Raw genomic sequence first — 26,198 nt, 5'->3', positions numbered from 1 at the left:
TGGCGGGCACCCGCATGACGCAGTCGTCTGCAGCTTGGCGCTGGGCGGCCCTGCTGGGTTTCGCCCTGATCACCCCCGTGGGTTTGCCCGCCGGAGGGGCTGATCGGAGGCCCCATGAGGTGCGGCGGCGTAGCGCCAGCGATCCCTTGATTTCCTCTCGTGCTGTGGCTTTGCGGGTCGCTCCTGAACAACGGGCGCCTGCCCTGCAGCAACTTGGGCCAGGTGAGCCCCTGCGGGTGCTGCGCAGCTGGCGGGGCAGCTCCGGCCAGCGCTGGTTGCAGGTGCAGGTCGCTGATCGCCGTGGCTGGGTGCCGGCGGGTTGAGTCTGCCGCTCAGGCGGCCAGGGCAGCTTCGATGGCGCCCTTCAGCTCAGCGGAATCGGGCTCCACATTGCTCTTGTAGCGGCCCAACACGGTGCCATCCTTGCCCACTAGAAACTTCTCGAAGTTCCAGGCCACGGGGCCAGCGGGCTCGCTTTGGCTGAGGGTGGTGTAGGGCTCTTCAGCCATTACCACCTTGTCGAGCAACTCAAAATCAGCGCCGTAGGTGCTGGAGCAGAACTGCTGGATCTCTGGCAGCGTGCCGGGCTCTTGGGCGCCGAAATCGTTGCAGGGGAAGCCGAGCACCGCCAGGCCCTGGGGGCCGTAGCTCTCCTGAAGCGCCTGCAGGCCTGCGTATTGGCGGGTGAAGCCGCAGCGGCTGGCTACGTTCACGATCAGCAGCACCTTGCCGGCCCATTCGCCCAAAATGCGATCGTCGCCTTTGGCGTCGCGCACGGCCACATTGCTCACGGAGATAGCCATTGGTGCGGGTGTCATCAAGTGGGCGGACCATAGCGAGCCGAGGGCAGCTGCGACCCATAAACTCATTATTGCGGCGTCGCGGTGCCCATGAGCGAAGCCAACGGGATTCAGGTGGCCGAGGTGGTCGCCCAACAGCTGGAAAGCCTGCTTGAGGCCGGTAACTACGACGGCGCCAAGTTGCTGCTCGGCCCCGTGCAGGAGGTTGATGCGGCAGAAGCGATCGGCAGCTTGCCGCGCACCCTGCAGGCCCTGGCCTTTCGGCTGTTGCCAAAGGACGAAGCCATCGAGGTCTACGAATACCTCGATGCAGCGGTACAGCAGACCTTGCTGGAGCGGCTGCGCTCCGGCGAGGTGCTGGAGCTGGTGGAAGAAATGTCACCCGATGATCGGGTGCGGCTTTTTGATGAGTTGCCCGCCAAGGTGGTGCGGCGCCTACTGGCTGAACTCAGTCCAGCGGAGCGGCGGGTCACGGCCCAACTTCTTGGCTATGAGAGCGAGACGGCAGGCCGGCTGATGACCACCGAATTCGTCGACCTCAAGGAGTTTCACAGCGCCGACCAAGCCCTGGCGATAGTGCGCCGCCGCGCCCGCGACACCGAAACCATCTACTCGCTATATGTCACTGATGGCTCTCGTCACCTCACCGGCATCCTGTCGCTGCGCGATCTGGTCACGGCCGACCCCGAGGCGCGCATCGGCGATCTGATGACCCGCGATGTGGTGAGCGTCGGCACCGACACCGACCAGGAGGAGGTGGCGCGCGCCATCCAGCGCTACGACTTCCTGGCCGTGCCGGTGGTGGACCGGGAGCAGCGGCTGGTGGGGATCGTCACCGTGGACGACGTCATCGACGTGATCGAGCAGGAGGCCACCCGCGACCTTTATGCCGCCGGCGCCGTGCAGGCTGGCGATGAAGACGACTACTTCCAAAGCAATCTGTTCACCGTGGCGCGGCGCCGGGTGGTGTGGCTGCTGGTGTTGCTGGTGGCTAACAGCGGCACCTCGGCGGTGATCGCTTCCCAGGAGTTGGTGCTCAAGCAGGTGGTGGTGCTCGCCGCCTTTATTCCGCTGCTGATCGGCACCGGCGGCAATGTGGGAGCCCAGAGCTCCACCGTGGTGATTCGGGGCCTGAGCACCCAGCGCATTCAGGCGATGGGCGCCTGGCGGGCGATTTGGCGCGAGGCTGTGGCCGGCGCCCTGCTGGGCTTGTTGATGGTGCTGGCGGTGGTGCCGTGGGCTGCTTACGTGGCAGGCAGCTGGGTAGTGGCCATGGCCGCCGGCCTGAGCCTGGTGGCGATCACCACCCTCGCTGCAACGGCCGGCGCGGCGCTGCCGCTTCTGTTTGACCGTCTAGGCCTGGATCCGGCCTTGATGTCAGCCCCTTTTATTGCCACCGCTACCGACGTCGCTGGTGTGTTCATCTACCTGCAAACCGCCTCCTGGCTGCTGCAACGCGCCGCGCCTGGCTAGGTGGCTGCTTGGAGTGGCTTGAGCTGTCGCCGCAGTTTTGGGGTTTCTGAGAGGGGTTAACACTTCTTCAGGTTAGGCTTTACACATCTTCAAAGCCCTAACGCCGTGGTCGTCGCCATCGCTACTGCACCCAGCGCAGCTGCTCCCGACAAGGCTGCCCGCTCCATGCCCGCGGCCGACGGCGACCTAGTGCGCAGCTACCTGCGGGACATCGGCCGAGTGCCGCTGCTATCCCACGAGCAGGAGATCACCTTGGGCCGCCAGGTGCAGGAGCTGGTGGGTTTGGAGGAGCTTGAGCAGGAGCTGGAGGTGCAGCTGGGTAACAAGCCAAGCCAGGTGGAATTGGCCCAGGCCGCTGGTCTGAGCGCGCCCCTACTTAAGAAGCGCTTGCAGGCTGGCCGGCGTGCCAAGGAGCGGATGGTGGCTGCGAATTTGCGGCTGGTGGTGAGCGTGGCTAAGAAGTACACGCGTCGGAATATGGAGCTGCTGGACCTGATTCAGGAGGGCACGATCGGTTTGGTGCGCGGCGTTGAGAAGTTCGACCCAACCCGTGGGTACAAATTTTCAACTTATGCGTATTGGTGGATTCGCCAGGGGATCACGCGGGCAATCGCTGAGAAGAGCCGGACGATCCGGCTGCCAATCCACATCACCGAAACGCTGAACAAGCTGAAGAAGGGCCAGCGTGAACTGAGCCAGCTGCTGGGGCGCACGCCGACGGTGACGGAGCTTGCCGAAGCGGTGGAACTGCCGGAAGAAGAGGTGAAAGATCTGCTGTGCCGTGCGCGCCAACCGGTGAGCCTGGAGACGAAGGTGGGCGATGGGGATGACACCGAACTGCTGGACCTGCTGGCAGGAGATGCGGAGCTGCCGGAGGAGCGGGTGGATGGTGAGTGCCTGAAGGGCGACCTGCGTGCGCTGCTGGAGCAACTGCCGGAGCTGCAGGGGCGGGTGCTGAAGATGCGTTATGGCATTCCTTGCTCCGACAACCCCGAGGGCGGCGAGCCGATGAGCCTCACCGGTATCGGCCGCATCCTCGGCATCAGCCGTGATCGGGTGCGCAACCTGGAGCGTGACGGGTTGGCCGGCTTGCGCCGCATCAGCGATGCGGTTGAGGCTTACGTGGCCGGTTGAGCCTGGGTTGCTGCGATCAGGCAGTAGGCAAGCGACATGGCACCGGGATCTGGATGTCCGAGGCTGCGGCTGCCATGGGGGCGTGCTCGCCCCAATTTTGGCAACATTTCTGCGGTTGCTTGTGCTGCCAGTAGGCAATTCGCCGCAGCGTTCTGCAGGGCTTGATCGAGGGCTACGCCGGCCTCCAGCTCAGAGCGCAGCTTCAGGCAGTAGGGCTGGAGGGCATCCACCATGGTTTTGTCGCCGGGAGCCGCCTGTCCGAGGGCGACTACGGCCTGCAAGGCGGAGTCGAAAGCTGCCGCAATTTCTTTAGCTCCTATTTCGCTTGACCTGGCTAACGAATTGCCGGCTGCCAGCAGGGCCCCACCCCACAGGGCTCCAGAGGTGCCCCCGCCGTGGTCAGACCAGGCTTCTCCTGCTTCCATCAGCACCTCCCCGGTGCTGCAGCCTCGGGTGCAGGCGTGGATGGCGCTCTGCCGGGCGCCCCGAATGCCCCGCAGCATTCCCAGGCCATGGTCACCATCGCCGGCCACGGCATCGAGAGCCCCGAGTTCCTCAACCCGCTGCTCCAAGGCCTTTTCCACAGCCTCGAAGCGTCCCAGTAGGGCGTTTTGGGCTGCTGTGAACTCTGTACTGTCTTGAGTAGCAGTCTTCCTGACAGATGTTTGCTGTTTGGACTCCAGTTCCGCTACGGGATCTGCCGCCGGGATAGGTCCAAGGGCGCCGCGGCGGTAGGCAGCGCTGTCGGCGGGGGCGCTCCAGAAGCCTTCCAGCTCCGCATCCAACCAGCAGAGGCTGAGGGACACCCCGGCCATATCCAGGCTGGTGACCAGCTCGCCGCACTCACAGTCGGCCAGCACCACCCCCCTGGCCAGGAGCTCCTGGTTAACGGCCCCGAAGAGCACGAACAGCTCCTCGTATTTGAAGCTGCCCAGCCCGTTCAGCAGCACCACCAGCCGTTGCTGGTCCTCGGGCACATCCGCCGGCCGTTCGGCCAGCAGTCGTTCCACGAGTAGTGCTGCCAGGCTGTCGGCATCGGTGAGGGGCCCTTCCGACAGGCCCGGTTCGCCGTGCAGCCCCATGCCGATGGCCATGCGGCCGCTGGGCACATCAAATAAAGGCTGGCTAGCGCCCGGCAGGGTGCAGCCACTGAAGGCCACCCCCAGGGAGCGGATGCGGCCATTGGCTTTGCGGGCCAGCCGCTCCACCTCGTCGAGGGGCAGTCCGGCTTCGGCAGCGGCACCTGCCACCTTGAATACAACCAAGCCACCGGCAATGCCACGCCGCAGTTCTGGTTGGTCAATGGGGGCGCTGGCGATGTCGTCGGTGACCGTCACGATGCGCAAGTCGATTCCCTGTCGCCGCAGCCGTTCGGCTCCGAGCGTGAAGTGCAACACGTCTCCGGCGTAGTTGCCGAAGCTCAGCAGAAGGCCCGCTCCTCGTTCCACGGCTAATCCCACCCGCATCACCTGACCTGCCGAGGGCGAGGCAAAAATGTTGCCGCAAGCGGCCCCGGCGGCTAAGCCCCGGCCCACCAGGCCGGCAAAGGCCGGATAGTGACCGGAGCCGCCGCCCACCACGACACCCACCTGGCCGCTGGGGATCGGCGCTATGCGGATCACGCCGCCATCGATGCGCTGAACGTGGCGGGGATGGGCAGCTACAAAGCCGTCGATGGCCTTGCTGGCGAAGTCGGAGGCGTCTGTCGGCAGGTAGCTCATGGCTCCAACTTATTCAGGCCCGATTGGCCAAGCAATTAACGTTCACCGGGCGCTGTCTACGCTGCCGCCGATGCCGCTGCCACGCCGTGATGGATGCCCCCAGCGAGTTGCCGTTCCAGGTGATCGGCGTGGGGCTTGTGCGCAACGGCGCCGGTGAGGTGCTGATCGATCAGCGGCTCAATGAGGGTTTGCTGGGGGGCTTGTGGGAATTCCCCGGCGGCAAGCAGGAGCCGGGTGAGCCGATCGTTGAAACGATCCGCCGTGAGTTGGAGGAGGAGTTGGCGATTGAGGTGGCGGTGGGCGAGGAGCTGATCGTGGTGGAGCACGCCTACAGCCATAAGAGGTTGCGCTTTGTGGTGCATCTGTGCACCTGTTTGAGCGGCGAGCCCCAGCCGCTGGCCTCCCAGCAGGTGCGCTGGGTGCGGCCTGAGCAGCTGGGCGAATATCCCTTCCCGGCGGCCAACGCCCAGATCATTGCTGCGCTGTTGGGGGCGGGCACTTCATTCGCGGCAGATAGCTAAGCCAAGACTTAGCTAGCCAAATAAAACAGCAAGCTGCCCCTGCCGGTCGATCAGCGCGGCGAACGCACCTCGATCAGACGTCCAGCTTCTGGGTTCAAGGGGTCGCGCAAGCTGAGCTGGATCTGCCAGCAGCCGGCCGGTGCGCTGCTGAGTCGCTCGGGCCACTCCACTGCCAGCAGGGCGCCTAGGGCTCGGGCTTCCTCCTCCTCCTGGGCGAATAGTTCGTCGGCGGCGGCGGGTAGCTCCAGCCGGTAGAGATCGAGGTGCACCAGCCCGCCGCTAGGCGTTAGCGGGTAGTGCTGGGCGAGGGCGAAGGTGGGGCTGGTGATTGGTTCCTCAATGCCGAGGCCGGCGGCCAGGCCCTGCACCAGGCAGGTTTTGCCGGCCCCCAGGTCACCTGCCAGCAACAGGATGATGCCAGCGGGTAGACGCAGCGCCAGTTGCCGACCGAAGGCCTTGGTGGCGGCGGCATCTCTCAGGGCTTGCATCACAGGGCTTGTGTCACGAGGAATGAGGGGCTCCTTGTAGATTGCATTTTCAGCGAGCCCGAAGCCTCGGCGTCTCCGCAGATATTTCCAAACCACGCCCTCCCAGCCGGGAGCGAGCAGTACCCCAAGCAAAACCCATGGTGGCTTCACCGGCCTCAACGGCTTCCGCGCCCGTGCTGCAAAGCACTAATACCTATGTGATTGCCGATCTCGGCCTGGCCGATTTTGGCCGCAAGGAGATTGCAATTGCTGAAACTGAGATGCCTGGCCTGATGGCCCTGCGCTCCAGGTTTGGCGCTGAGCAGCCCCTCAAGGGCGCCCGCATTGCGGGTTCCCTGCACATGACGATTCAGACTGCAGTTCTGATTGAAACTTTGGTCGCCCTCGGCGCCGAAGTGCGCTGGGCCAGCTGCAACATCTTTTCAACCCAGGATCACGCTGCCGCCGCGATTGCTGCGGCCAATGTGCCGGTTTTTGCCTATAAGGGCGAAACCCTTGATGAGTATTGGGCCTTCACCCACCGCATCCTTGAGTGGGGCGATGGCGGCACACCTAACATGATCCTCGATGACGGTGGCGATGCCACTGGACTCGTGGTGTTGGGTACGAAGGCCGAGAGCGATCTTTCAGTTCTCGATAACCCCTCCAACGAAGAGGAAACCGCCCTTTTCAACAGCATTCGCCAAAAGCTGGCCGCCCAGCCAGGCTTCTACTCCCGCATATACGCCGAAATTCAGGGCGTTACCGAGGAGACCACCACTGGTGTGGCCCGGCTATATCAAATGCAGAAGAGCGGCGAGCTGCCCTTTCCTGCGATCAATGTCAACGATTCGGTCACCAAGAGCAAGTTTGACAACCTTTATGGTTGCCGCGAATCCCTGGTGGACAGCATCAAGCGCGCCACTGATGTGATGGTGGCCGGCAAGGTTGCCCTGGTGCTTGGCTACGGCGACGTGGGCAAGGGCTCAGCTCAGTCGCTGCGCGGCCTTGGCGCCACGGTGATGATCGCTGAAGTTGACCCCATCTGCGCCCTGCAGGCGGCGATGGAGGGCTACCGCGTCGTGCGTCTTGACGACGTGGTGGGCGATGTGGACATCTTCGTGACTGCCACTGGCAACTTCAAGGTGATCCGCCACGAGCACCTGATTCAGATGAAGGATCAGGCGATCGTCTGCAACATCGGTCACTTCGATAATGAGATCGATGTGGCGTCCCTCAAGCAGTACACCTGGGACAACATCAAGCCTCAGGTTGATCACATCGTGCTGCCCAGCGGCAACAAAATCATCCTGCTGGCTGAGGGCCGTTTGGTGAATTTGGGTTGCGCTACAGGCCATCCCAGTTTTGTGATGAGCGCCTCCTTCACCAATCAGGTGCTGGCTCAAATTGAGCTGTTCACCAAGGGTGACCAGTACGCCAAGCAGGTGTATGTGCTGCCTAAGCACCTCGATGAGATGGTGGCTCGTTTCCACCTCGACAAGATCGGTGCCAAGCTCACCGAGCTCTCCCAGGAGCAGGCTGATTACATCAACGTGCCGGTAGCCGGGCCCTACAAGCTCGACCACTACCGCTACTGAGACGAGCCCAATGGGGATTGGCGAACTGGTGCAACAGCTGCCTCAGCTGATCGGTGCGGCAGTGGAGGCCAATCCCTGGCTTGGCTATGGAGCGATTTTTGCGGCGATGTTCCTTGAGAACCTCTTCCCGCCGATCCCCTCCGAATTGATCATGCCCCTCGGGGGCTTTTATGTGCAGCAGGGCCAATTGGCTCTGCTGCCAGTAGTTGTGGCGGGGCTGCTCGGCACGGTGCTGGGTGCTTTGCCTTGGTATGGCATCGGCCGGCTGATCAACGAGCAGCGCCTTGAGCAATGGCTGGCGCGCCACGGCCGCTGGATTGGCATCAGCCCCAAGGAGCTGCACCGCAGCCGCGATTGGTTTGCCAAATACGGCACCGCTTTGGTGTTTTGGGGCCGGCTGGTGCCTGGCATTCGCACCTTGATATCGGTGCCTGCGGGCATCGAGATGATGCCCATAGCGCCTTTCCTGCTCTGGACCACGGCCGGCAGCCTTATCTGGACCCTGCTGCTCACCTTGGCGGGCCTGGCACTGGGCGAGGGCTACACAAACGTGGAGCAGTGGATCGAGCCGGTGGCCCAGGCTGTGAAGTTGGTGCTGGTGCTGGCCCTCGCCGCCGGCGCCGTCTGGCTGGGGCTGCGCATCTGGAAGAAGCGCAGCGATTCCCACTGAGCCAGATCAGGTCCGTCGCCATTTGGCTCAGAAGGGCACTTCCTCTTCGCTTGGGGAGCCACCACCGAAGCTTCCTCCCATGCCTGCTCCCATGCCACCCCCCCCTTCGCCGTCGCGCTTGGAGCCGAGCAGCTCCAGCCGGTCGACCCGGATCACAGGCTTGGTGCGCTCCTCACCGCTGGCCCGGTCGGTCCAGCGGTCGAGCTTGAAGCTGCCGATGATGCCCACCAGGGCTCCTTTGCGGACATAGTCAGCGGCTACCTGAGCTTGTTTGCCCCAGATTTCGAGGTTGAACCAGTCGGGCTCGTCGTCACGGCTGCGGCGGTTGACGGCGAGGGTGAGGTTGGCGACCACACTGCCTGACTCGAAATAGCGGACTTCGGGGTCGCGGCCGGCCCGGCCGACAAGGGTGATGGAATTCACGCCCATGGTTGATGTCTCCTGTTGTTGATGGATCAATGATGCGGCACCCGGTTCGGCTGCCACCTTTCATTAGTTCCACCGTTAGAGCCGTCTGTAACACCCTCGTATGATTCGGCCCTTGCAGGCCGGGCGTCCGTGTTTTTCCGTCGTTTCCAGTTTTCGCGCGATATCGGTATTGATCTGGGCACCGCCAACACGCTGATCTTCGTGTCTGGCAAAGGCATCGTGCTCCAAGAGCCTTCCGTGGTGGCCATGGATCTGGAGCGGGGCGTGCCCCTGGCCGTGGGCGATGAGGCCAAGATGATGCTGGGCCGCACCCCCGGCAACATTCGCGCCGTGCGGCCCCTGCGTGACGGCGTGATCGCCGACTTCGACGCCGCCGAGCAGATGATCAAAACCTTCATTCGCAAGGCCAATGAAGGCCGCGGCATCGTGGCGCCCCGGCTGGTGATCGGCATCCCCAGTGGAGTTACAGGTGTGGAGCGCCGTGCCGTGCGGGAAGCCGGCCTGGCCGGCGCCCGTGAGGTGCACCTAATCGATGAGCCGGTGGCGGCCGCCATCGGCGCGGGCCTGCCCGTCACCGAGGCAGTGGGCACCATGATTGTTGATATCGGCGGCGGCACCACTGAAGTGGCGGTGCTCAGCTTGGGCGGAACCGTGATTAGTGAGTCGGTGCGCGTGGCTGGCGACGAACTAAGCGACGCCATCGGCCTCTACCTCAAGAAGGTGCACAACCTGGTGGTGGGTGAGCGCACTGCCGAAGACATCAAAATCCGCATCGGCTCCGCCTTCCCAGACGACGCCCACGACAACACCTCCATGGATGTGCGCGGCCTGCACCTGCTCTCCGGCCTGCCCCGCACCATCAACGTCCGCGCCGGTGATATTCGCGAGGCGATGGCCGAACCCCTCAATGTGATCGTGGAAGCCGTTAAGCGCACATTGGAGCGCACGCCGCCTGAGCTGGCCGCCGACATCGTCGATCGCGGCATCATGCTGGCTGGCGGTGGTGCCCAGGTGCGGGGCATCACCGACCTGATCAGCCACGAGACCGGCATCCTTACCCATGTGGCAGAAGACCCGCTGCTGTGCGTGGTGAACGGCTGCGGCATGGTGCTTGAGGACTACAAGCGGCTGCAGCGCGTGCTCGATACCCCTGACTTCGTGCGTCAGCACGCCTAATTCTGATGCCGGCCGGCCGCAGGCTTCGCCTTCCCTCCCTGGGCGCTGTAGTGCAGGCCTGGCCTTGGGCCTTGCTGGCGCTGGCCCTGCTGGCCGTGCGGCTGAGCAAAGGAGCGGGTTTCACCGATGTCTACGCCCTGTCGAGCCGTCCTTTCTGGCCCGGCAGTGCCCAGGGTGAGTGGGTGCGCAGCGGCCAGGCTCTCAGCGATCAAAACCGCTTGCGCCAGCTGGATGCCGACAACCGCAGGCTGCGCAGCTTGTTGGAGTTGCAGGGACGCGGTGGCCGCGAATTGGCGGCAGCGGTGATCTCGCGCCAGGCAGGGGGCTGGTGGCAGCAGCTCGTGATTGGCCGCGGCGAGTTGCAGGGCCTGCGGCCCGGCATGGCGGTGACGGCGCCGGGGGGTCTGATTGGCAGAATTGCCAGCGTTACTCCCACCACCGCCAGCGTCACCCTGCTCACCGATCCGGGCAGCCGGGTTGGCGTCTGGGTGGGACGGGTTCGGCGCCATGGCTTGCTCACGGGCATCGGCACCAGCCGCCCCTTGCTGCGCTTTCTGGAGAAGGATCCAGGCGTGCGCCCGGGGGATGTGGTCGTCACCTCGCCCGCCAGCACCCTGGTGCCTCCCAACCTCACGGTGGGTGTGATCCAGTCGGTCGACGACCGGGCCGTGCCGGCTACCGAGGCCGTGGTGCAGCTGAGTGCCCCGGTTGAGGCGGTCGACTGGGTGCAGGTGCGGCTGCCATGAGTCGGCTGGCCCGTCACGGTTGGTGTGTGGCTACGGCCTTAGTAGTGCCCTGGCTGGTGCTGGCTGCGCCCGGGCCTTTGAAGTTGGCGGGCATTCCCCCGGCTTGGTCCGTGCTTTGGCTGCTGCCCTGGGCCCTGGCTGATGGACCCCTCTCCGGCGCCCTGGCGGGGGCAGGGCTGGGCTTGTTGCTCGATGCTTTGCACCCTGGGGCGATAACGCAGATCCCTGCCCTAGCCCTGCTGGGCTGGTGGTGGGGTCGGCTGGGCCGCCAGGGGCCGCCGATCGAGCGCAGCTTCAGTCTTGGCCTGCTGGCCCTGCTGGGTGCGGCCCTGCTGGGCGGCAGCCTGATTTTGCAGAGCCGGCTGCTGGGCCCCTGGCCCCTGGAGCCCGCATTGCACACCTGGCTGGCCCAAACCCTGCTCACGGCCCTGCTGGCACCGCTGCTTTGCTCCCTGCAGCTGCTGCTCTGGCGCCAGCAGATCCAGGGCGGGCGAGGCTGAGTAGATGGCATTGATCCAGAGCCGGCGGCGTTTCCTTGAGCTTCTTGGCGGCGGCTCCGCTGCTGCCCTGCTGGCAGCGGGCCTGGGCAGTTGTGGCAGGTCTGGTCCGGGGGCTGATTCCGCGGCGGCCAAGGTGCTGAATTTCTGGACCCTGGACCTGGCCCCCAAGTTCAACGGCTATCTGCGGGAGCTGATCGCAGCCTGGGAGGGCCAGAACCCCGGCCTGCAGGTGCGCTGGACCGACGTGCCTTGGAGCTCGGTGGAGCGCAAGTTGCTGGCGGCGGTGTTTGCCCGCACCGCCCCCGACCTGGTGAATCTCAACCCCCCCTTCGCGGCCAACCTGGCTAGCAAGGGGGGGCTGCTCGATTTAAGTGATGTGCTGCCGGCCGGGGCTGCTGAGTCCTATCTGCCGGCGATCTGGGAGGCGGGCCGCCAAGGCGCGGAGCAGTTCGCCATTCCTTGGTATTTGACCGCCCGGATCACCATGGCCAACCGCCAGCTGCTTGAGCGGGCCGGCTATAGCGCCCCCCCGAGTGCCTGGGATCAGGTGCCGGCCTTTGCCGAGGCGGTGCGCCGCCGCACGGGCCGCTACGCCTTGTTTGTCACCGTGGTGCCCGACGACTCCGCCGAGCTGCTGGAGACCCTGGTGCAGATGGGGGTGAAGTTGCTGGATGGGGAGCAAAGGGCGGCCTTCAATAGCCCCGCGGGGCGGCGGGCCTTTGCCTTCTGGAGTGACCTCTACCGCCGCGGCCTGTTGCCACGGGAGGTGGTGAGCCAGGGCTACCGGCGAGCCATCGAGCTCTACCAATCGGGGGACCTGGCCCAGGTGGCAACGGGCCCCGACTTCCTGCGCAACCTGCAGACCAATGCTCCCGGAATTGCAGCGGTTACGGCGCCCTTTGCGCCGCTCACGGGCGCCAGCGCTGAGGCCAACGTGGCGGTGATGAATCTGGTGGTGCCCAAGCAGAGCGCCCTGGCGGCCGAGGCGGCCCGCTTCGCCCTATTTCTCACCAATGGTCCTAACCAGCTGGCCTTCGCCGAGCAGGCGCGGGTGCTGCCCTCCAACCGGCAAGCCCTGCAGCAGCTGGAGGCCAGCCTGGCGGCTGCTCCTGCCCCTGGGGCTGGGGCGCAGGAGGCTCTGGTGCAGCGGGCCCGGTTGCTGTCGGCCCAGACCCTTCGCCAGGCCAGGGTGCTGGTGCCGGCGAGCCCGGGTGTGAAACGGCTTCAGGCGATTGTGTATACCCAGCTGCAGCGCGCCATGCTCGGCCAGGTGGGTAGTGATGCGGCCCTGGCTGCTGCAGCTGACGAGTGGAACCGCTACTCCCGGGCCCGTTGGGGGTGACCCAAGGGGGCATCGAGCGTTATGGTTGCGATTCTTCATCCCGGCGCACCGCCCATGCCTTCGGAGGACAGGCCCATTTCAGACGCCTTCTCCGATTCCCTGGGGCCTGCCCCGGTTGAGCCCAAAGCCACCGTGATGGTGGTGGACGACGAAGCCGCCGTGCGCCGGGTGCTGGTGATGCGCTTGCAGCTGGCTGGCTACCGGGTGATCTGCGCTGAAGACGGCGAGGAAGCCCTCAGCCTGTTTCACCAAGAGCAGCCCGATCTCGTCGTGCTCGACGTGATGCTGCCCAAGCTTGACGGCTTTGCGGTTTGCCGCCGGCTGCGGGCCGAATCCTGCGTGCCGATCATTTTTCTTTCGGCCCTTGATGCGATCGCTGAGCGGGTGTCGGGCCTAGATCTCGGTGCTGACGACTACCTGCCCAAGCCCTTCAGCCCTAAGGAGCTCGAAGCCCGCATCGCCACAATCCTGCGACGGGTTGGCCGCGGTTCAGCTGCCACTGAGCCCCGCGAGGTGCCCAGTGGCAGCGGCGTGTTGCGGGTGGGGGATCTGGTGGTGGACACCAACCGCCGCCAGGTGACCCGTGATAGCGAGCGCATCGGGCTTACCTACACCGAATTCAGCCTGCTGGAGCTGCTGTTCCGGGAACCGGGTCGGGTGGTGCCCCGGGCTGAGATCCTTGAGCAGCTTTGGGGCTACCCCCCCCGCCGCGCCGCCGACTTGCGGGTGGTGGACGTGTATGTAGCTCGCCTGCGCGGCAAACTCGAGCCCGACCCCCGCAATCCGGAGCTGATCCTCACGGTGCGCGGCACTGGCTACGCCTCCCAGCGGATGGCGGAAGCAAGCCTGGCTGCAAACGGCTAGCGCTCCTGCAGGATGGGCCGATTCAGCCCCCTGTCTGCCTTGTCGGATCTGCGCGAGACCCGTCTGGAGAAAGCCGCAGCCCTAGCCGCCCTGGGCCAGGGACCCTATGCCCTGCGCTTCGAGCCCAGCCACCGCACCGCTGAGCTGCAGCAGGCCCACGCCGATCTGGCCAACGGCGAAGAGCGCGATGTGGCGGTGGCCGTGGCCGGCCGGGTGATGACCCGCCGGGTGATGGGCAAGCTCGCCTTCTTCACCCTGGCCGATGAGAGCGGCCCGATCCAGCTGTTTATCGAGAAGGCCACCCTGGCGGCCTCGCTGCCGGACGACCCCGAGGCTTTTGCCCACCTCACCTCCCTGGTGGATGCCGGCGACCTGATCGGCGTGCACGGCACGCTGCGCCGCACCGATCGCGGTGAGCTGTCCGTGAGGGTGACCGGCTGGCAGATGCTCAGCAAGAGCCTGCAGCCTTTGCCAGACAAGTGGCATGGCCTGGCGGATGTGGAGAAGCGCTATCGCCAGCGCTACCTCGATCTGATCGTCTCGCCCCACACCCGCGACACCTTCCGCCGCCGTGCCCTGGCGGTGAGCTCCATGCGCCGCTGGCTGGATGAGCGCGGCTTCCTGGAGATCGAAACGCCGGTGTTGCAGAGCGTGCCCGGTGGCGCCGACGCCCGCCCGTTCGAGACCCACCACAACGCTCTCGACCTGCCCCTCACCCTGCGCATCGCCACCGAGCTGCACCTCAAGCGGCTCGTGGTGGGCGGCTTCGAACGGGTCTACGAGCTGGGGCGCATCTTCCGCAACGAGGGCATCAGCACCCGCCACAACCCCGAGTTCACCTCGGTGGAGATCTACCAGGCCTACGCCGACTACACCGACATGATGGCGCTCACGGAGCAGCTGATTGCCCACGTGTGCCTGCAGGTGTGCGGCACCACCTCGATCAGCTACCAGGGCACGGAGATTGATCTGGCGCCCCCCTGGCGCCGGGCCACCATGCATGAGCTGGTGCAAGCCGCCACCGGCCTGGATTTCAATTCTTTTGATAGCCGCGAGGCAGCTGCTGCAGCCATGGCAGCCCAGGGGCTGGAGGTGCCAGCCCTGGCTGATTCCGTCGGCCGATTGTTGGTGGAGGCCTTCGAGCAGCGGGTGGAGGCTGAGCTGATCCAGCCCACTTTCGTGGTCGATTACCCGGTGGAGAACTCACCCCTGGCCCGGGCCCATCGCAGCAAGCCCGGCATGGTGGAGCGCTTCGAGCTGTTCATCGTGGGCCGTGAAACCGCCAACGCCTTCAGCGAGTTGATTGATCCGGTGGACCAGCGCCAGCGGCTTGAGACCCAGCAGGAGCGCCGCGCTGCCGGCGACGACGAGGCCCAGGGTGTTGACGAGGACTTCATCCAAGCCCTGGAGGTGGGTATGCCCCCCACGGGCGGCCTGGGCATTGGCATTGATCGGCTGGTGATGCTGCTCACCGACAGCCCCTCGATCCGTGATGTGATCGCCTTCCCGCTCTTACGTCCGGAGCTGCGTCCTGAGGCGCGTTCGGAGTCTCGTCAGGAGGCTGGGCCAGGCGCAATGGGATAATCCCTCTAGTAGGCAATCTTCCCCATCCGGGGTCAGCGATTCCATGAGTGGCGAGCGCGTTGGTTTTCGCTTCAAACACGCGGATGCTGTGGTGAAGCGCAACCCCCAGGGCCGCTCGCGCCGGGGCTGGGTGATGGAGCCGGTGGAGCAGACCACCAGCCGCGGCACCAAGATGCCCGCTTACAGAATCCGTTGGCGGGACAGTGAACGTCCCGAGATTGTGCTGCAGCACATGCTGATCGCCGATCCCGACCCCACTCCGCCGCCAGAAGGAGTCAGCCTGGTGCCGCCGGCTCCCAAGGCTTGAAAGTCAATAGGCTTGAACGTCAATAGGTTTGAACGTCAACAGGCTGGACCACAAGCCAGCTCGACCAACTTCAGCCCCGTAGCTGATAGAGCGCTTTGGCGTCGGGCAACAAACTTTTGAGTGTGTTGCCCAAGGTGGGTTTGCCGTAGTGGGCACCACCGACTGGCCGCTGCGCTGCCGGGAGGTGGCCAGGGAGCGGGGCATGTGAAAGGCCACCAGTTTGGACAACAGAAAACCCATGGCGGCAGTTGGTTGAGCTGGGCGTCAGGGGGTGTGATTCTGCGCTCTCCTGAATTCTGTACAGCTTGTACGGAATACAGCAGGGCTCGGGCTTGGGACACGTCGACCGGCGTAGCTCTGCCTCTGTTTTCAGCCCTGGCGCCGGCGCAACGCCTCCAGGGCCTGTTCGGCCTCGAAGCTGGCCCAGTCCTGCTCGAGGCTGGAGGCCCGTGGCGGGCGGGGACGGCTCTCCAGTTCGCCCAGTTCGCGCTCTACGGCCGCGAAGCTCACCCCCAGTTCCCCGAGGCGTTGCCAGCGCAGCCGGCCCTGTTCCATCAGGCCCAGTTGGTGGGCTTCAGCCCGCTCGGCCAGGGCTGTGGCGCCGGCGGCGCGGGCCTTGGCTAGCCGTTCCTGCCAGCAGCGGATTTCAGCGGCCAATTGCAGCAGGGTCTGGCGCTCCTGTTCCGCCTGCCTTTGCAACTGGCGCCGCTGCCCCACCAGTCGGGCCTGGCGATCCCGCGCTTCCTGCTCGCCAAGCAGGGCTTCCTGGCTGGGGTTGGCGGCGAGAAAGGCCGCCAGTTGCTGATCTAGCTGCGCCTCCAGCTCGTCGAGCCAGCTCACGGGGCGGGCTGCCCGGCGGGCGTGGTGATCAGCGGCGCCTCGATCTCCTGCTGCAGCGGTGTGATCGCCGCTTCGCGGGAGCGCAGCAGCAGCTGGGTGAGTCGGGCGATTGCCCCCTCGCCCAGGTCCTGGCTGCCGATGCGATCAAAGGCGCCCCGATACAGCTCCTCCAGCTCTGCGATCAGGCCCTCGCGCACCTGCCGCATGGCAGCCCGTTGCTCCTCACGACCCATGGTTCTCCTGCCTGATGTCAGGAGTCTGCCGTCACCAGCAGGTGCAGCGAAAGGTCGTCGGCGGGATCGCTCCAACGCCCCAGCGGTCGCCAGCCGGCCCGTTCAGCTAGGGCGGTGAATTCCGCCGGGCCGTATTTGACGCTGTACTCGGTGATCAGCGGCTCCCCTGCGGCGAAATTCCAGATCTCGCCCGCCAGCTGCACCGACTGGGCCTGGCGGCTCATCAGGGCCATGGCGATGCGGCTGTGCTCGGGTTGCCACCGCGCGCTGTAGGCGAAGGCGTCGGGGTTGAAGTTGCCCGCTAGGTCGCGGTTGAGGCGCACCAGCAGGTTGCGGGCAAAGGCTGCTGAAACTCCGGCGGCATCGTTGTAGGCGGCCTCCAGCCGCTCCACGGCTTTGGGTTGGTCGATGCCGATCAGCAGCCTGGCGCCGGGGCCCAGCAGTTGGCCCAGCTGCCGCAGCAGCGCCTGCGCTTCCTCGGGGCTGAAGTTGCCGATTGAGCTGCCGGGATAGAAACCCAGGAGCCGCCGGCCGCTGAGTAAGGGGTGCTCGGGCAGCTGCCGCAGGGCGCTGTAGTCGCAGCAGATGCCGAGCACGGGCACTGCCGGGTGGCGCGCCTGCAGGTCCACGCAGCTTTGCTGGAGATGGTCGGCGCTGATGTCAAGGGCTACGTAGGCCGGTGGCAGCAGCGCCTTGAGCAGGGGCCCCACTTTGCGGGCATTGCCGGCGCCAAACTCCACCAGCACCCCTGCTCCCAGCGCTGCTGCCAGCTCAGGCGCCCGCGCTTCCAGCAGGGCGGTTTCGGTGCGGGTGAGCCCGTATTCCGGCTGCTCGCAGATCGCCTCAAACAGCCGTGAGCCTTCGGCGTCGTACAGCAGCCAGGCCGGCAGCTGACGCGGTTGCTGGGCCATGCCCTCGCGCACTAGCCGCCGCATGTCTGCCGGTTCGGGGTGGAGGTCGATTAGTTGCATGTCAGCCGCCATCGCGGGCTAGGCGTAGGCCACCGGCCAGCCAACGGCTCGCCGGTGGGTAGAAGTTGCGGTAGGTGAGCCGTTCGTGGCCAGGCGGGGTGAGAAAGCAGCTGCCGCGCAGCACCATCTGGGAACTCATGAACTTGCCGTTGTATTCCCCCACCGCCCCGGCTGCCGGCGCGAAGCCCGGGTAGGGCCGGTAGGGGCTGGCGCTCCACTGCCAGAGCACCCCGAAGGCCTGCTCCAGTTGGGGTGCCAGCAGCTCCCATTCGGCTTCGCCTGGCAGCCGGGCACCCGCCCAGCGGGCGTAGGCATCGGCTTCAAACCAGCTCAGGTGCCGCACCGGCAGCTCGGAGCGCCGCGGCTGACGCCCCGCCAGCGAAAATTCCTCGCCGTCGCGCCAGTAGCGCGGTCCCTGCCAGCCCCGGGCTTGCGCCACCGCCCAGCCCTCGCTCATCCATAGCTCCGGCCTCTTGTAGCCGCCATCGCCAATAAAGGTTGCAAATTCGCCGTTGCTCACTAAACGGGAGCTAAGCGCAAAGGGTTCGAGCCACTGGCGGTGCCTGGGCGCCTCGTTGTCGAAATGAAAACTGCCACCTGGATGGCCGATCTCCACCAGCCCCCCCTGGTGCTGCAGCCAGGTGGGTTCTTGGGCAACGCTCGCTTGATAGGCAGCTTCCGGATTCGGGCCATATGCCGGCTCGAGCGGGTTGCGGCTGAAGCCATCCAGCAGGTCCATCAGCAGCAGCTCCTGGTGCTGCTGCTCGTGCTGCAGCCCCAGTTCCACCAGCTCTAGCCGGGGATCGCCCGGCTCAAGCTGCTCCAACAGGCTGAGCAGGGCCCCATCCAGCCGCTGCCGCCAGGCCAGCACCTCGGCCAGGGCTGGCCGGGTGAGTAGGCCCCGCTGGGGCCGGGGGTGGCGGGCTCCTACTGAGTCGTAATAGCTGTTGAAAAGAAAGCCCCAGGCGTCCGGCGACACTGGGCTACGCAGCACAAACTGCTCAAAAAACCAGGTGGTGTGGCCCAGGTGCCACTTGGGCGGGCTGGCATCGGCCATGCCCTGCAGGCAGACGTCTTCGGGCTGCAGGGGAGCCACCAATTCGACGCTGCGTTGGCGCACCTGCGCGTAGCGCGCCTTCAGCTCCTGCCCCATGCCGCTGCCGCCAATCTGGGGCTAATTCAGGCCCGACCTTAGGGACCTTGCCTACGATCCCGCCACGCAACGCACGCGGATATGGCCGGCATCACTTCAGGGTTCGTGGGCGCCGTTGGCAACACGCCCCTGATCCGGCTCAACGCCCTGAGCGAGCAAACGGGCTGCGAGATCCTCGGTAAGGCCGAGTTCATGAATCCTGGGGGGTCGGTGAAGGATCGCGCCGCTCTGGGGATCCTGCTGGAGGCGGAGGAGCAGGGGCTGCTTCAGCCTGGAGGAACCGTGGTGGAGGGCACCGCTGGTAACACCGGCATTGGCCTCACCCACCTCTGCAACGCCCGCGGCTATCGGGCCCTGATCGTGATCCCCGACACCCAGTCGGCCGAGAAGATCGGCCTGCTGCGCAGCCTCGGCGCCGAGGTGCGCACGGTGCCGGCGGTGCCTTACCGCGACCCCAACAACTACGTGCGGCTTTCGGGCCGTATCGCCGCTGAAACGCCCGGGGCCGTGTGGGCCAACCAGTTCGACAACCTGGCTAACCGCCGCGCTCACTTCAACTCCACCGGTCCGGAGATCTGGCAGCAAACCGATGGGGCGGTGGATGCCTGGGTGGCGGCCACTGGCACCGGCGGCACCTATGCCGGTGTTGCCCTGTATCTGAAGCAGCAAAACCCAGCCGTGCGCTGCGTGCTGGCCGACCCCCACGGCAGCGCCCTACACAGTTGGGCCAGCCGGGGTGAGCTGGTCAGTGAGGGAAGTTCGATTACCGAGGGGATTGGCAACAGCCGCGTTACCGCCAACCTGGAGGGTGCTCCCATCGATGATGCCGTGCGCATCGACGACCAGACCGCGCTCGAGTCGATCTATCAGCTTCTGTGGCAGGAGGGCTTGTTTTTGGGCGGCTCGGTGGGCATCAATGTGGCCGCGGCGGTGGAAACGGCCCGGCGGCTTGGTCCTGGCCACACGATCGTGACCGTGTTGTGCGATAGCGGTGATCGCTACCGATCTCGGCTCTATGACGCCGATTGGCTGGCGGGCAAGGGGTTACACCAACCCCTGCGGCCCTCGCTGGAGGTGGGCTGATGGCGGTGCAGGTGGGTCAGTTGATCGGCGAGCGCTACCGGCTCGAGCAACGCCTCAGCTCCGCCCCGCCGGCAGAGGCTCCCCAGGGGGAACTCTGGCGCGCTAGCGATCAGCTAGCCGCCGAGGCGCCGATGGCCTTGCGGCTGCTGGGTCCAGCTATCGACCCGGCTCGGGCGCGCCAGCTCTGGGGCCGGCTGCAGGGGCTGCTCCATCCCCAGGTGCCCCGGCTCGGGGCGGCCATCCAGGCCCAGGAGGGTTTGTGGCTGGTGCGCGAATGGCAAGCCGGCCGCACCTACCAACTGCTGCTGCAGGCCCGTGCCGAGCGCCAGTTGGTGTTTGGTGCCGGTGAGGTGCTGCTGCTGCTGCGCCAGCTGCTGCCGGTGCTGGCCGTGCTGCATAGCCAGGCACTGGTGCACGGCGACCTCAGCCCCGCCAACCTGTTGCGCCGCGACAGCGACGGGCTGCCGGTGCTGCTCGATTTCGGCCTGGTGGCAGGCACGGCCGCCGCCACCCCGGGCTACGCCCCACCCGAGCGGGCTCGGGTCGCCGATCCCGAGCCCTGGATGGATCTGCATGCCCTCGGCGTGGTGGCCCTGGTGCTGCTCAGCGGCGAGGAGCCCGCCCGGCTACTGGATCCGGTCACCATGGCCTGGCGCTGGCCGGCGGCCCTCACTGCTGAACCGGCCTTGCAGGCCCAAATCAGCCGCCTGCTGGAGCGCCAGCCCGGCGAACGCTTTGCTTCCGCCTCCCAGGCCCTGGCTGCCTTCCAGGCCATACCCATGCCAGAGAGCACCGGTCCGGTGCCCCGCGCCGACCGCACCGTCGCTTTGGTGCCACCACCACCTCCAGCACCAGCACCTGAAGCGCCTGCAGCACCTGAAGTTCCTGTTGAATCCTCTCCGGAGCCGGTCCAGCTGCCCCCACCGCCTTCTCCCGTGCTGCGTAGCCGCTTGGAGGAGCGCGAGGAGGTCGCTGAAGGCGGCGTCTGGCCGGTTGTGATTGCCCTGGTGCTGTCGGCGGTCGTGGGCACTGCCCTGGGCTGGTGGTGGCTGAGCCGCGGTCGCTTGACCATGCCCGTTCCCGATGCGGCCCTGCAGTTGCCCAACAGCCTGCCGCCGGCGGAGGTGGATCAGCGCCAGCAGCTGCTTAACCGGCTGCGGGCCATGCAGGTGGATCGGGGCTGGTTCTTGAAGTTGGTGGATGCCAGCCTGCTGGCCCAGTTTCCGGAGCGGGGCGGTCGCCTGCCCAGCGATTCTCTCGACGACTCTCCTCTGCGCAAGGTTTGGAATGAGCTTGCAGAGGAGTGGCTGGCTCGGGTGGAGCAGCTACCCCTCGAGATTCGGCGCCGTCTGGGTTCCTACACAAACGGTGACTGGGAGAGGCGTCAGCAGGCCCTGGTTAATCAGGGACTTAGCTCAGCGGTGTTGCGCCAGCTGGTTTCGGGCAGTGCCCAGAGCCTGCTGCCCGGCCGCCCCGGCGCTGACATCCCGGCCGAGCCCTTTCGCCAGCTGTGGTTTGCCGCGGCGGAGCAGGGCCTGGCCAACGTGCAGATCGAGGCGATTCAGGCCCAGGCCCAGGCAACCCAGGTGATTTCAGCCCAGGTAGAAGCTGGTGGTGCCCGGCTGTTCCCGGTGCGGTTGCCGCCGGGCTATCGCCTGGTGCTGGGCGTGAATGGCTCGCCCTTGATGCAAATGAGTGTGTTTAGTGCCGATGGCGAGCTGCTGGAAGCCAAGGGGCCCCTGCGGGTGGTCAGTTTGGGGGAGCAGAAGAACTCCCCAGTGCAGCTTCTGGTAACCAACGAGGGCGTGGCGCCGGCCCTGATCACCCTGTCGTTGCGGGCCGATCCGCCCCCTGTCGAGACGCCGCCGGTGACCGTCCCCGAACCATCACCGCAGGCGCCGGCGCCCCAGCTAGAGCCTCCCCAGGCTCCGGCCGTGCCCGCGCCCGCCGCCGATCCCCTGCCGCCCGTACCACCGCCAGTGAACTGACTCCAGCCGGAAGGCGTATGGGCGGGTAGGTCGGGCGCTCCGGCCCCCCAATTCAGAGCCGGGCGATTGCGGCCTTGGCGTCCTTGATGTCCTGCTTGCGCCGCTCCTCGTGACGCTTGTCGTGCAGCTTGCGGCCCTTGGCCAGACCGATTGTCAGCTTGATCCAGGAGCCCTTGAGGTGCAGGTTCAGGGGGATCAGGGTGAGGCCTTTTTGATCTAGGCCAATCCGCAATTTGTCAATTTCGCGGCGGTGGGCCAGCAATTTGCGCACTCGCAACGGCTCATGGTTGAAAAACGCGCCCGCGTGGCTGTGGGGCGAAATGTGCACGTTGTGAAGCTGCAGTTCTCCTTTGCGAATCAGGCAGAAGCCATCGCGCAGGTTTGATTGCCCAGCCCGGATCGACTTCACCTCGGTGCCAAATAGCTCGAGGCCGCACTCCAGGGTTTCGAGGATTTCGTATTGGTGCCGCGCAAAGCGGTTGTCGGCCAGCAGCTTGTTGGCGGCATCGCGCTGGGCCTTAGCGCTCTTCTTGCCCCCGCCCTTGGCCATCGCTGCTCCGCAACCGTCCCCTTGATCTCCCGACCCTAGGGAGCCCCCGGTACCCTCGCTGCATGGCCATCGTCTCCTCGGGATCCTCGGCGCCCCGCGGCCGCCCCAGCCGCGACGAGCCACCAGCGCGCCTTGTGGATCCCGCTGCCGTGCTCGAGGAGGTCCCCGCCGCAGCCAGTGGCCTGCCTCGGGAGGACAGTCTCCGCCCCAAGCGCCTTGCCGATTACATCGGCCAGAGCGAGCTCAAGCAGGTGCTGGCCATCGCGGTGGAGGCCACCCGCGCCCGCCAAGAGGCCCTCGACCACGTGCTGCTTTACGGCCCACCGGGCCTGGGCAAAACCACCATGGCTTTGGTGCTTGCTGAGGAGTTGGGCGTGCGCTGCCGCATAACCAGCGCCCCGGCCCTGGAGCGCCCCCGCGACATCGTTGGCCTGCTGGTGAACCTGCAGCCCCATGAGCTGCTGTTCATTGACGAGATTCATCGGCTCAACAGGGTGGCCGAGGAAATTCTTTATCCAGCGATGGAGGATTACCGCCTCGATCTCACCGTGGGTAAGGGCACGACGGCCCGCACCCGCAGCCTGGATCTGCCACCTTTCACGCTTGTTGGCGCCACCACCCGGGCCGGATCGCTTAGTTCACCGCTGCGGGATCGCTTCGGCCTGATTCAGCGGCTTGAGTTTTACGGACTCGATGAGCTTCAGCAAATTGTGGAGCGGGCTGCTGGCCTGCTCCAGATCAAGCTGGAGGGCGGGGCCGCCCTGGAAGTTGCCCGCCGCTGTCGCGGCACCCCCCGCATTGCCAATCGCCTGCTGCGTCGGGTGCGTGATGTGGCTTCAGTGCGGGGTCATGGCTGCATTGGTGCGCCCCTGGTGGCTGAGGCCCTCAGCCTGCACCGCGTTGACGACCGCGGTCTCGATGCCAGTGACCGGCGTTTGCTCACCTTGATGCTCGAGGGCTATGGCGGCGGCCCCGTGGGCCTCGACACCCTGGCCGCCGGTCTCGGCGAAGATTCCGCCACCCTCGAAGCGGTGGTGGAGCCCTACCTGTTGCAGCTGGGTTTTCTGCAGCGCACCCCCCGGGGACGGCTGGTTACCCCGGCGGGCCGCAACCACTTGGGCTGGCCGGCCGGGGCGGCCGCATGACCAGTAGCCAACCATGATTTCTACGTTGTTTGCCTTGCTGCTGGGCCTGCAGCTGCTGCTGCCCCAGCTGTTTGATCAGGCTCTCAGCGCCAGCCGGCAGGGGCGCTTTGATGAGGCTCTACCCCTCTGGAACCAGGTGCTGGAGGTGGCCCCGGAGGACGCGGCGGCCTGGAGCAATCGGGGCAATGTGCAGCTGGCCCTGGGCGATCCCCGCGCCGCCATCGCTGACCAGACCAAGGCGATGCAGCTCGACGGCGAGAGCCCCGATCCCCACCTCAATCGCGGCACAGCCGAGGAGGCCTTGGGCCAGTGGGCTGCCGCCGAAGCCGACTACCGCTGGATCCTGGAGCGCGCCCCGCAGGACGCGGGTGAACCGCGCGCCTCGGCCCTCTACAACCTCGGCAATGTGCAGGGCTCCCTGGGTGACTGGCAGGAGGCGCGAAGTTGCTTTGAGGCCGCTTCCCTGGCTAGGCCAGGCTTCGCCATGGCCCGCTCCAGTGCTGCCTTGGCGGCCTTCCAGCTGGGCGATCGCGCCGAGGCCGAGCGGCAGCTGCGCAACCTGATCCGCCGTTATCCCCTGTTTGCTGATGCCAGAGCTGGTCTCACGGCGCTGCTCTGGCAGAAGGGGGCTCGCGGTGAGGCCGAAAGCAACTGGGCGGCCGCCTCTGGCCTCGATCCCCGCTACCGGCAGCAAGAATGGTTGCTTGCGACGCGGCGCTGGCCCCCCGAGCCGGTGGAAGCTTTGGCGCAATTCCTCGCTTTGGCCCCCTGAACGATGGCCCTCGAATGACGGCAACACCCTGCAGCTTGAATTGGCAGGCCCTGGGGCTTGAGCAGGCCCTGGCCGAGGTGCTGCCGGAGCTGATCCAGTTGCGGCGTCATATCCATCGCCACCCCGAGCTCAGTGGCCATGAACAGCAGACCGCTGCCCTGGTGGCAGGTGAGCTGCGGCGCTGGGGTTGGCAGGTGCGCGAGGGGGTCGGTCGCACCGGCGTGCTGGCGGAGCTGGGGCCAGAGCAGGGGCCTGATGGCTTGCCCGCCCCCCTGGTGGCCCTGCGGGTGGATATGGATGCCCTGCCGGTGGAGGAGCGCACCGGCCTCGACTACGCCTCCACCCAGCAGGGCTTGATGCATGCCTGCGGCCACGACCTGCACACCGCCGTGGGACTGGGGGTGGCCTACCTGCTGGCTGAGCTTGCCGAGCGCCACCCCGAGCTGCTCACGGCCCGGGTGCGGCTGTTGTTTCAGCCCGCTGAGGAAACGGCCCAGGGGGCGGCCTGGATGAAGGCCGATGGCGCCATGGAAGGCGTGGCAGCCCTGTTTGGTGTGCACGTGTTTCCCAGCCTGGCGGCGGGCACGATCGGCGTGCGCAGCGGCAGCCTTACAGCGGCGGCCGGTGAGCTGGAGGTGGAGGTGCTGGGCGAGGGCGGCCACGGCGCCCGGCCCCACCAGAGCACCGACGCCATTTGGATTGCGGCGCGGGTGGTGAGTGGTCTGCAGGAGGCGATCAGCCGCCGCCTTGATGCCCTGCACCCGGTGGTGGTGAGTTTTGGGCGGATCGAGGGCGGTAAGGCTTTCAATGTGATCGCCGACCATGTGCGTCTGCTGGGCACGGTGCGCTGCCTCGACACCGACGTGCACGCCCAGCTGCCGGGCTGGATTGAAGACACGGTGCAGGCCCTCTGCCGCGGCCATGGCGGCGAGGCCCGGGTGCGCTATCGGGTGATTTCACCGCCTGTACACAACGACCCTGCCCTCACCGAGCTGGTGGCTGAAGCTGGGGTGGAGTTGCTTGGCCGCCAGCAGGTGCAGTGGCTCGAGCAGCCGTCTTTGGGAGCAGAGGATTTCGCCGAATTGCTCGATGGCACCCGCGGCACCATGTTTCGCTTGGGGGTGGCGGGGCCTCAGGGCTGCACGCCTTTGCACAGCAACAGCTTTGCTCCCGACGAAGAGTCCCTGCCGGTGGGCATTGGCGTGCTCACCTTGAGCCTGCTGCGCTGGATGGAGCGGCGCCCGTGAAGCAAAGGCCCTGGCTGCGGGGGTTGCTGGCCCTCTCCTCGCCCCTGTTGATCCTGCTGGCGCTGCTGGTGCTGCTGCAGCGCCGCGGCGTCGATCGGATTCCAGCCCTGCCAGCTCTGCTGATCGGCACGGGCCTGCTTGTCACCAGTGCTGTGGGGTGGCGGCGGCGGCGGCGTGAGCTGCTGGCGGCCCTGCGCCACGATGGGGATATATGAGCAATCCGTCTCCCGATCTATCGGCCCTGCGTGAGGCCATTCTTTGCGGAGACCCCAGCCGGGCCATGCCGGCCCTGGTGGGTTTGCGGGAGGTGGCGTTGGAGCAGGCCGTGCCGTTACTGCTGCTCGGGCTGGAGCAGAGCATGTTCATGGTGCGCTCGCTCAGCTGCGCCGGCCTTGGGGTGAAGCAAAACGAGGCCGGCTGGCAGGCGCTGGTGGCCGCGATGCAGGGCGATGAGGACGCCAATGTGCGAGCCGAAGCTGCCAACTCCCTAGTGAGCCACTGCCTTGAGCGGGCCTGGCCCCTGCTGCGTGATGTGTTCGCATCCGATCAGCAGTGGCTGGTGCGCTGCAGCATCCTTTCGGCTCTTGCTGAGCAGCCAGCCATTGATCCGGCTTGGTTGCTGGAGCTGGCTTCGATGGCGATCACAGACGCAGATGGCACGGTGCGGGTGGGCGGCGCCGAGATCCTGGCCCGCTTGGTGCGGGAGCAGGGCGCTGCCGAGGCCCGGGTCTTGTTGCAGCAGCTCCAGGCCGATCCAGACCACCGGGTGGTGGCCGCGGCGCTCAATGGTCTGCAGAGCTGAGGCTTGGGGACGCATTCCTGGATGTGTACAGAGTCTGTACAGATGTACAAACTCTGTACACGGCGCCAGCACCCTGATGGTG

The 26,198-nt window shown here is 66.2% G+C and carries 28 protein-coding genes and 1 pseudogene; 20 read left to right on the top strand and 9 right to left on the bottom strand.

The features are described 5' to 3' along the window. Window positions 1-14 precede the first annotated feature (14 nt). Window positions 15-323, top strand: coding sequence for an SH3 domain-containing protein (locus KBY75_RS00620; RefSeq protein WP_255022570.1), 309 nt, complete (start codon window positions 15-17; stop codon window positions 321-323). A 9-nt stretch (window positions 324-332) separates the two neighbouring features. Here KBY75_RS00620 and KBY75_RS00615 read toward each other — a convergent pair whose 3' ends face one another. Beyond that, window positions 333-803 (bottom strand): glutathione peroxidase, encoded by a 471-nt coding sequence (locus tag KBY75_RS00615; RefSeq protein WP_254929218.1) that lies wholly within the window; start codon window positions 801-803, stop codon window positions 333-335. A gap of 87 nt (window positions 804-890) precedes the next feature. Between KBY75_RS00615 and mgtE the strand changes: the two genes are divergently transcribed. Both mgtE and KBY75_RS00605 read left to right on the top strand, forming a co-directional pair. Further along, the gene (gene mgtE, locus KBY75_RS00610) at window positions 891-2,273 is read left to right on the top strand and encodes a magnesium transporter (RefSeq protein ID WP_254935242.1); all 1,383 of its coding nucleotides are present in this window, start codon (window positions 891-893) and stop codon (window positions 2,271-2,273) included. 165 nt (window positions 2,274-2,438) lie between these two features. Then, window positions 2,439-3,407, top strand: coding sequence for an RpoD/SigA family RNA polymerase sigma factor (locus tag KBY75_RS00605; RefSeq protein ID WP_254935600.1), 969 nt, complete (start codon window positions 2,439-2,441; stop codon window positions 3,405-3,407). On the opposite strand, the gene KBY75_RS00600 is transcribed toward KBY75_RS00605, so the two are convergent. Next, window positions 3,392-5,128, bottom strand: coding sequence for a dihydroxyacetone kinase family protein (locus tag KBY75_RS00600; RefSeq protein WP_255022569.1), 1,737 nt, complete (start codon window positions 5,126-5,128; stop codon window positions 3,392-3,394). The genes KBY75_RS00605 and KBY75_RS00600 overlap by 16 nt on opposite strands. A 51-nt stretch (window positions 5,129-5,179) precedes the next feature. Here KBY75_RS00600 and mutT point away from each other — a divergent pair. After that, window positions 5,180-5,649 (top strand): annotated as a pseudogene (mutT, locus tag KBY75_RS00595) (8-oxo-dGTP diphosphatase MutT); the annotation flags it as partial. A gap of 50 nt (window positions 5,650-5,699) precedes the next feature. On the opposite strand, the gene tsaE reads toward mutT, so the two are convergent. Next, window positions 5,700-6,137 (bottom strand): tRNA (adenosine(37)-N6)-threonylcarbamoyltransferase complex ATPase subunit type 1 TsaE, encoded by a 438-nt coding sequence (gene tsaE / locus KBY75_RS00590; RefSeq protein ID WP_255022568.1) that lies wholly within the window; start codon window positions 6,135-6,137, stop codon window positions 5,700-5,702. Between the two features lie 137 nt (window positions 6,138-6,274). Here tsaE and ahcY point away from each other — a divergent pair, with 137 nt between their 5' ends. Further along, complete coding sequence (gene ahcY / locus KBY75_RS00585; RefSeq protein ID WP_254935239.1) at window positions 6,275-7,714, top strand: adenosylhomocysteinase; 1,440 nt, start codon at window positions 6,275-6,277, stop codon at window positions 7,712-7,714. Between the two features lie 10 nt (window positions 7,715-7,724). Next, complete coding sequence (locus KBY75_RS00580; protein WP_255022567.1) at window positions 7,725-8,384, top strand: DedA family protein; 660 nt, start codon at window positions 7,725-7,727, stop codon at window positions 8,382-8,384. Between the two features lie 27 nt (window positions 8,385-8,411). Here KBY75_RS00580 and KBY75_RS00575 read toward each other — a convergent pair whose 3' ends face one another. Next, a complete protein-coding gene (locus tag KBY75_RS00575) occupies window positions 8,412-8,813 on the bottom strand; it encodes a single-stranded DNA-binding protein (RefSeq protein ID WP_255022566.1) in 402 nt (133 codons plus the stop codon). Window positions 8,814-8,942: 129 nt separating this feature from the next. Here KBY75_RS00575 and KBY75_RS00570 point away from each other — a divergent pair, with 129 nt between their 5' ends. Genes KBY75_RS00570 through KBY75_RS00540 form a run of 7 tightly spaced genes read left to right on the top strand, consistent with a single transcriptional unit; the run spans window position 8,943 to window position 15,332 of the window. Further along, window positions 8,943-9,989 carry a rod shape-determining protein gene (locus KBY75_RS00570; protein WP_255022565.1) on the top strand — a complete coding sequence of 349 codons (1,047 nt, stop codon included), beginning with the start codon at window positions 8,943-8,945 and terminating at the stop codon, window positions 9,987-9,989. Window positions 9,990-9,994: 5 nt separating this feature from the next. Beyond that, a complete protein-coding gene (gene mreC, locus KBY75_RS00565; protein ID WP_255022564.1) occupies window positions 9,995-10,735 on the top strand; it encodes a rod shape-determining protein MreC in 741 nt (246 codons plus the stop codon). After that, entirely contained in the window at window positions 10,732-11,235 is a 504-nt protein-coding gene (locus KBY75_RS00560) for a rod shape-determining protein MreD (protein WP_255022563.1), read from the top strand. Before mreC ends, KBY75_RS00560 begins: the two co-directional genes overlap by 4 nt. Before the next feature lie 4 nt (window positions 11,236-11,239). Beyond that, window positions 11,240-12,577: an ABC transporter substrate-binding protein gene (locus tag KBY75_RS00555; RefSeq protein ID WP_255022562.1), complete on the top strand. Its 1,338-nt coding sequence runs from the start codon at window positions 11,240-11,242 to the stop codon at window positions 12,575-12,577. Window positions 12,578-12,631: 54 nt separating this feature from the next. After that, window positions 12,632-13,441 carry a response regulator transcription factor RpaB gene (gene rpaB, locus KBY75_RS00550; protein WP_396097724.1) on the top strand — a complete coding sequence of 270 codons (810 nt, stop codon included), beginning with the start codon at window positions 12,632-12,634 and terminating at the stop codon, window positions 13,439-13,441. Window positions 13,442-13,480: 39 nt separating this feature from the next. Next, entirely contained in the window at window positions 13,481-15,025 is a 1,545-nt protein-coding gene (lysS, locus tag KBY75_RS00545; protein WP_255022561.1) for a lysine--tRNA ligase, read from the top strand. 43 nt (window positions 15,026-15,068) lie between these two features. Beyond that, complete coding sequence (locus KBY75_RS00540; protein WP_190388593.1) at window positions 15,069-15,332, top strand: hypothetical protein; 264 nt, start codon at window positions 15,069-15,071, stop codon at window positions 15,330-15,332. 369 nt (window positions 15,333-15,701) lie between these two features. On the opposite strand, the gene KBY75_RS00535 is transcribed toward KBY75_RS00540, so the two are convergent. Genes KBY75_RS00535 through egtB form a run of 4 tightly spaced genes read right to left on the bottom strand, consistent with a single transcriptional unit; the run spans window position 15,702 to window position 18,529 of the window. Next, the gene (locus tag KBY75_RS00535; RefSeq protein ID WP_255022560.1) at window positions 15,702-16,172 is read right to left on the bottom strand and encodes a hercynine metabolism protein; all 471 of its coding nucleotides are present in this window, start codon (window positions 16,170-16,172) and stop codon (window positions 15,702-15,704) included. Continuing rightward, the gene (locus tag KBY75_RS00530; protein WP_254935230.1) at window positions 16,169-16,405 is read right to left on the bottom strand and encodes a hercynine metabolism small protein; all 237 of its coding nucleotides are present in this window, start codon (window positions 16,403-16,405) and stop codon (window positions 16,169-16,171) included. The genes KBY75_RS00535 and KBY75_RS00530 overlap by 4 nt, the downstream gene beginning before the upstream one ends. Window positions 16,406-16,422: 17 nt before the next feature. Further along, entirely contained in the window at window positions 16,423-17,388 is a 966-nt protein-coding gene (gene egtD, locus KBY75_RS00525) for an L-histidine N(alpha)-methyltransferase (protein WP_255022559.1), read from the bottom strand. Further along, entirely contained in the window at window positions 17,378-18,529 is a 1,152-nt protein-coding gene (gene egtB / locus KBY75_RS00520) for an ergothioneine biosynthesis protein EgtB (RefSeq protein WP_255022558.1), read from the bottom strand. The genes egtD and egtB overlap by 11 nt, the downstream gene beginning before the upstream one ends. 81 nt (window positions 18,530-18,610) lie before the next feature. Here egtB and KBY75_RS00515 point away from each other — a divergent pair, with 81 nt between their 5' ends. Both KBY75_RS00515 and KBY75_RS00510 read left to right on the top strand, forming a co-directional pair. Then, window positions 18,611-19,612, top strand: coding sequence for a cysteine synthase A (locus KBY75_RS00515; RefSeq protein WP_255022557.1), 1,002 nt, complete (start codon window positions 18,611-18,613; stop codon window positions 19,610-19,612). Beyond that, on the top strand, window positions 19,612-21,600 hold the full coding sequence (locus tag KBY75_RS00510; protein ID WP_254935226.1) for a protein kinase domain-containing protein: 1,989 nt from the start codon (window positions 19,612-19,614) through the stop codon (window positions 21,598-21,600). The genes KBY75_RS00515 and KBY75_RS00510 overlap by 1 nt, the downstream gene beginning before the upstream one ends. Before the next feature lie 52 nt (window positions 21,601-21,652). Here KBY75_RS00510 and smpB read toward each other — a convergent pair whose 3' ends face one another. Then, complete coding sequence (smpB, locus tag KBY75_RS00505; RefSeq protein WP_254935225.1) at window positions 21,653-22,150, bottom strand: SsrA-binding protein SmpB; 498 nt, start codon at window positions 22,148-22,150, stop codon at window positions 21,653-21,655. Window positions 22,151-22,212: 62 nt separating this feature from the next. On the opposite strand from smpB, the gene ruvB reads away from it, so the two are divergent. The 5 genes from ruvB to KBY75_RS00480 are packed head-to-tail and all read left to right on the top strand — an operon-like array spanning window position 22,213 to window position 26,116. Further along, the gene (gene ruvB, locus KBY75_RS00500) at window positions 22,213-23,295 is read left to right on the top strand and encodes a Holliday junction branch migration DNA helicase RuvB (protein ID WP_255022556.1); all 1,083 of its coding nucleotides are present in this window, start codon (window positions 22,213-22,215) and stop codon (window positions 23,293-23,295) included. 13 nt (window positions 23,296-23,308) lie between these two features. Continuing rightward, a complete protein-coding gene (locus KBY75_RS00495) occupies window positions 23,309-24,067 on the top strand; it encodes a tetratricopeptide repeat protein (RefSeq protein ID WP_255022555.1) in 759 nt (252 codons plus the stop codon). A gap of 14 nt (window positions 24,068-24,081) precedes the next feature. Further along, window positions 24,082-25,314, top strand: coding sequence for an amidohydrolase (locus tag KBY75_RS00490; protein WP_255022554.1), 1,233 nt, complete (start codon window positions 24,082-24,084; stop codon window positions 25,312-25,314). Further along, complete coding sequence (locus KBY75_RS00485) at window positions 25,311-25,529, top strand: DUF3188 domain-containing protein (protein ID WP_255022553.1); 219 nt, start codon at window positions 25,311-25,313, stop codon at window positions 25,527-25,529. Before KBY75_RS00490 ends, KBY75_RS00485 begins: the two co-directional genes overlap by 4 nt. Beyond that, the gene (locus tag KBY75_RS00480) at window positions 25,526-26,116 is read left to right on the top strand and encodes a HEAT repeat domain-containing protein (RefSeq protein WP_255022552.1); all 591 of its coding nucleotides are present in this window, start codon (window positions 25,526-25,528) and stop codon (window positions 26,114-26,116) included. Before KBY75_RS00485 ends, KBY75_RS00480 begins: the two co-directional genes overlap by 4 nt. Window positions 26,117-26,198 lie beyond the last annotated feature (82 nt).

It is taken from the genome of Cyanobium sp. T1G-Tous, from assembly GCF_024345455.1.
In the GTDB taxonomy this organism is placed as follows: Bacteria; Cyanobacteriota; Cyanobacteriia; order PCC-6307; family Cyanobiaceae; genus Cyanobium_A.
This window is presented reverse-complemented; position numbering and strand designations above follow the sequence as displayed.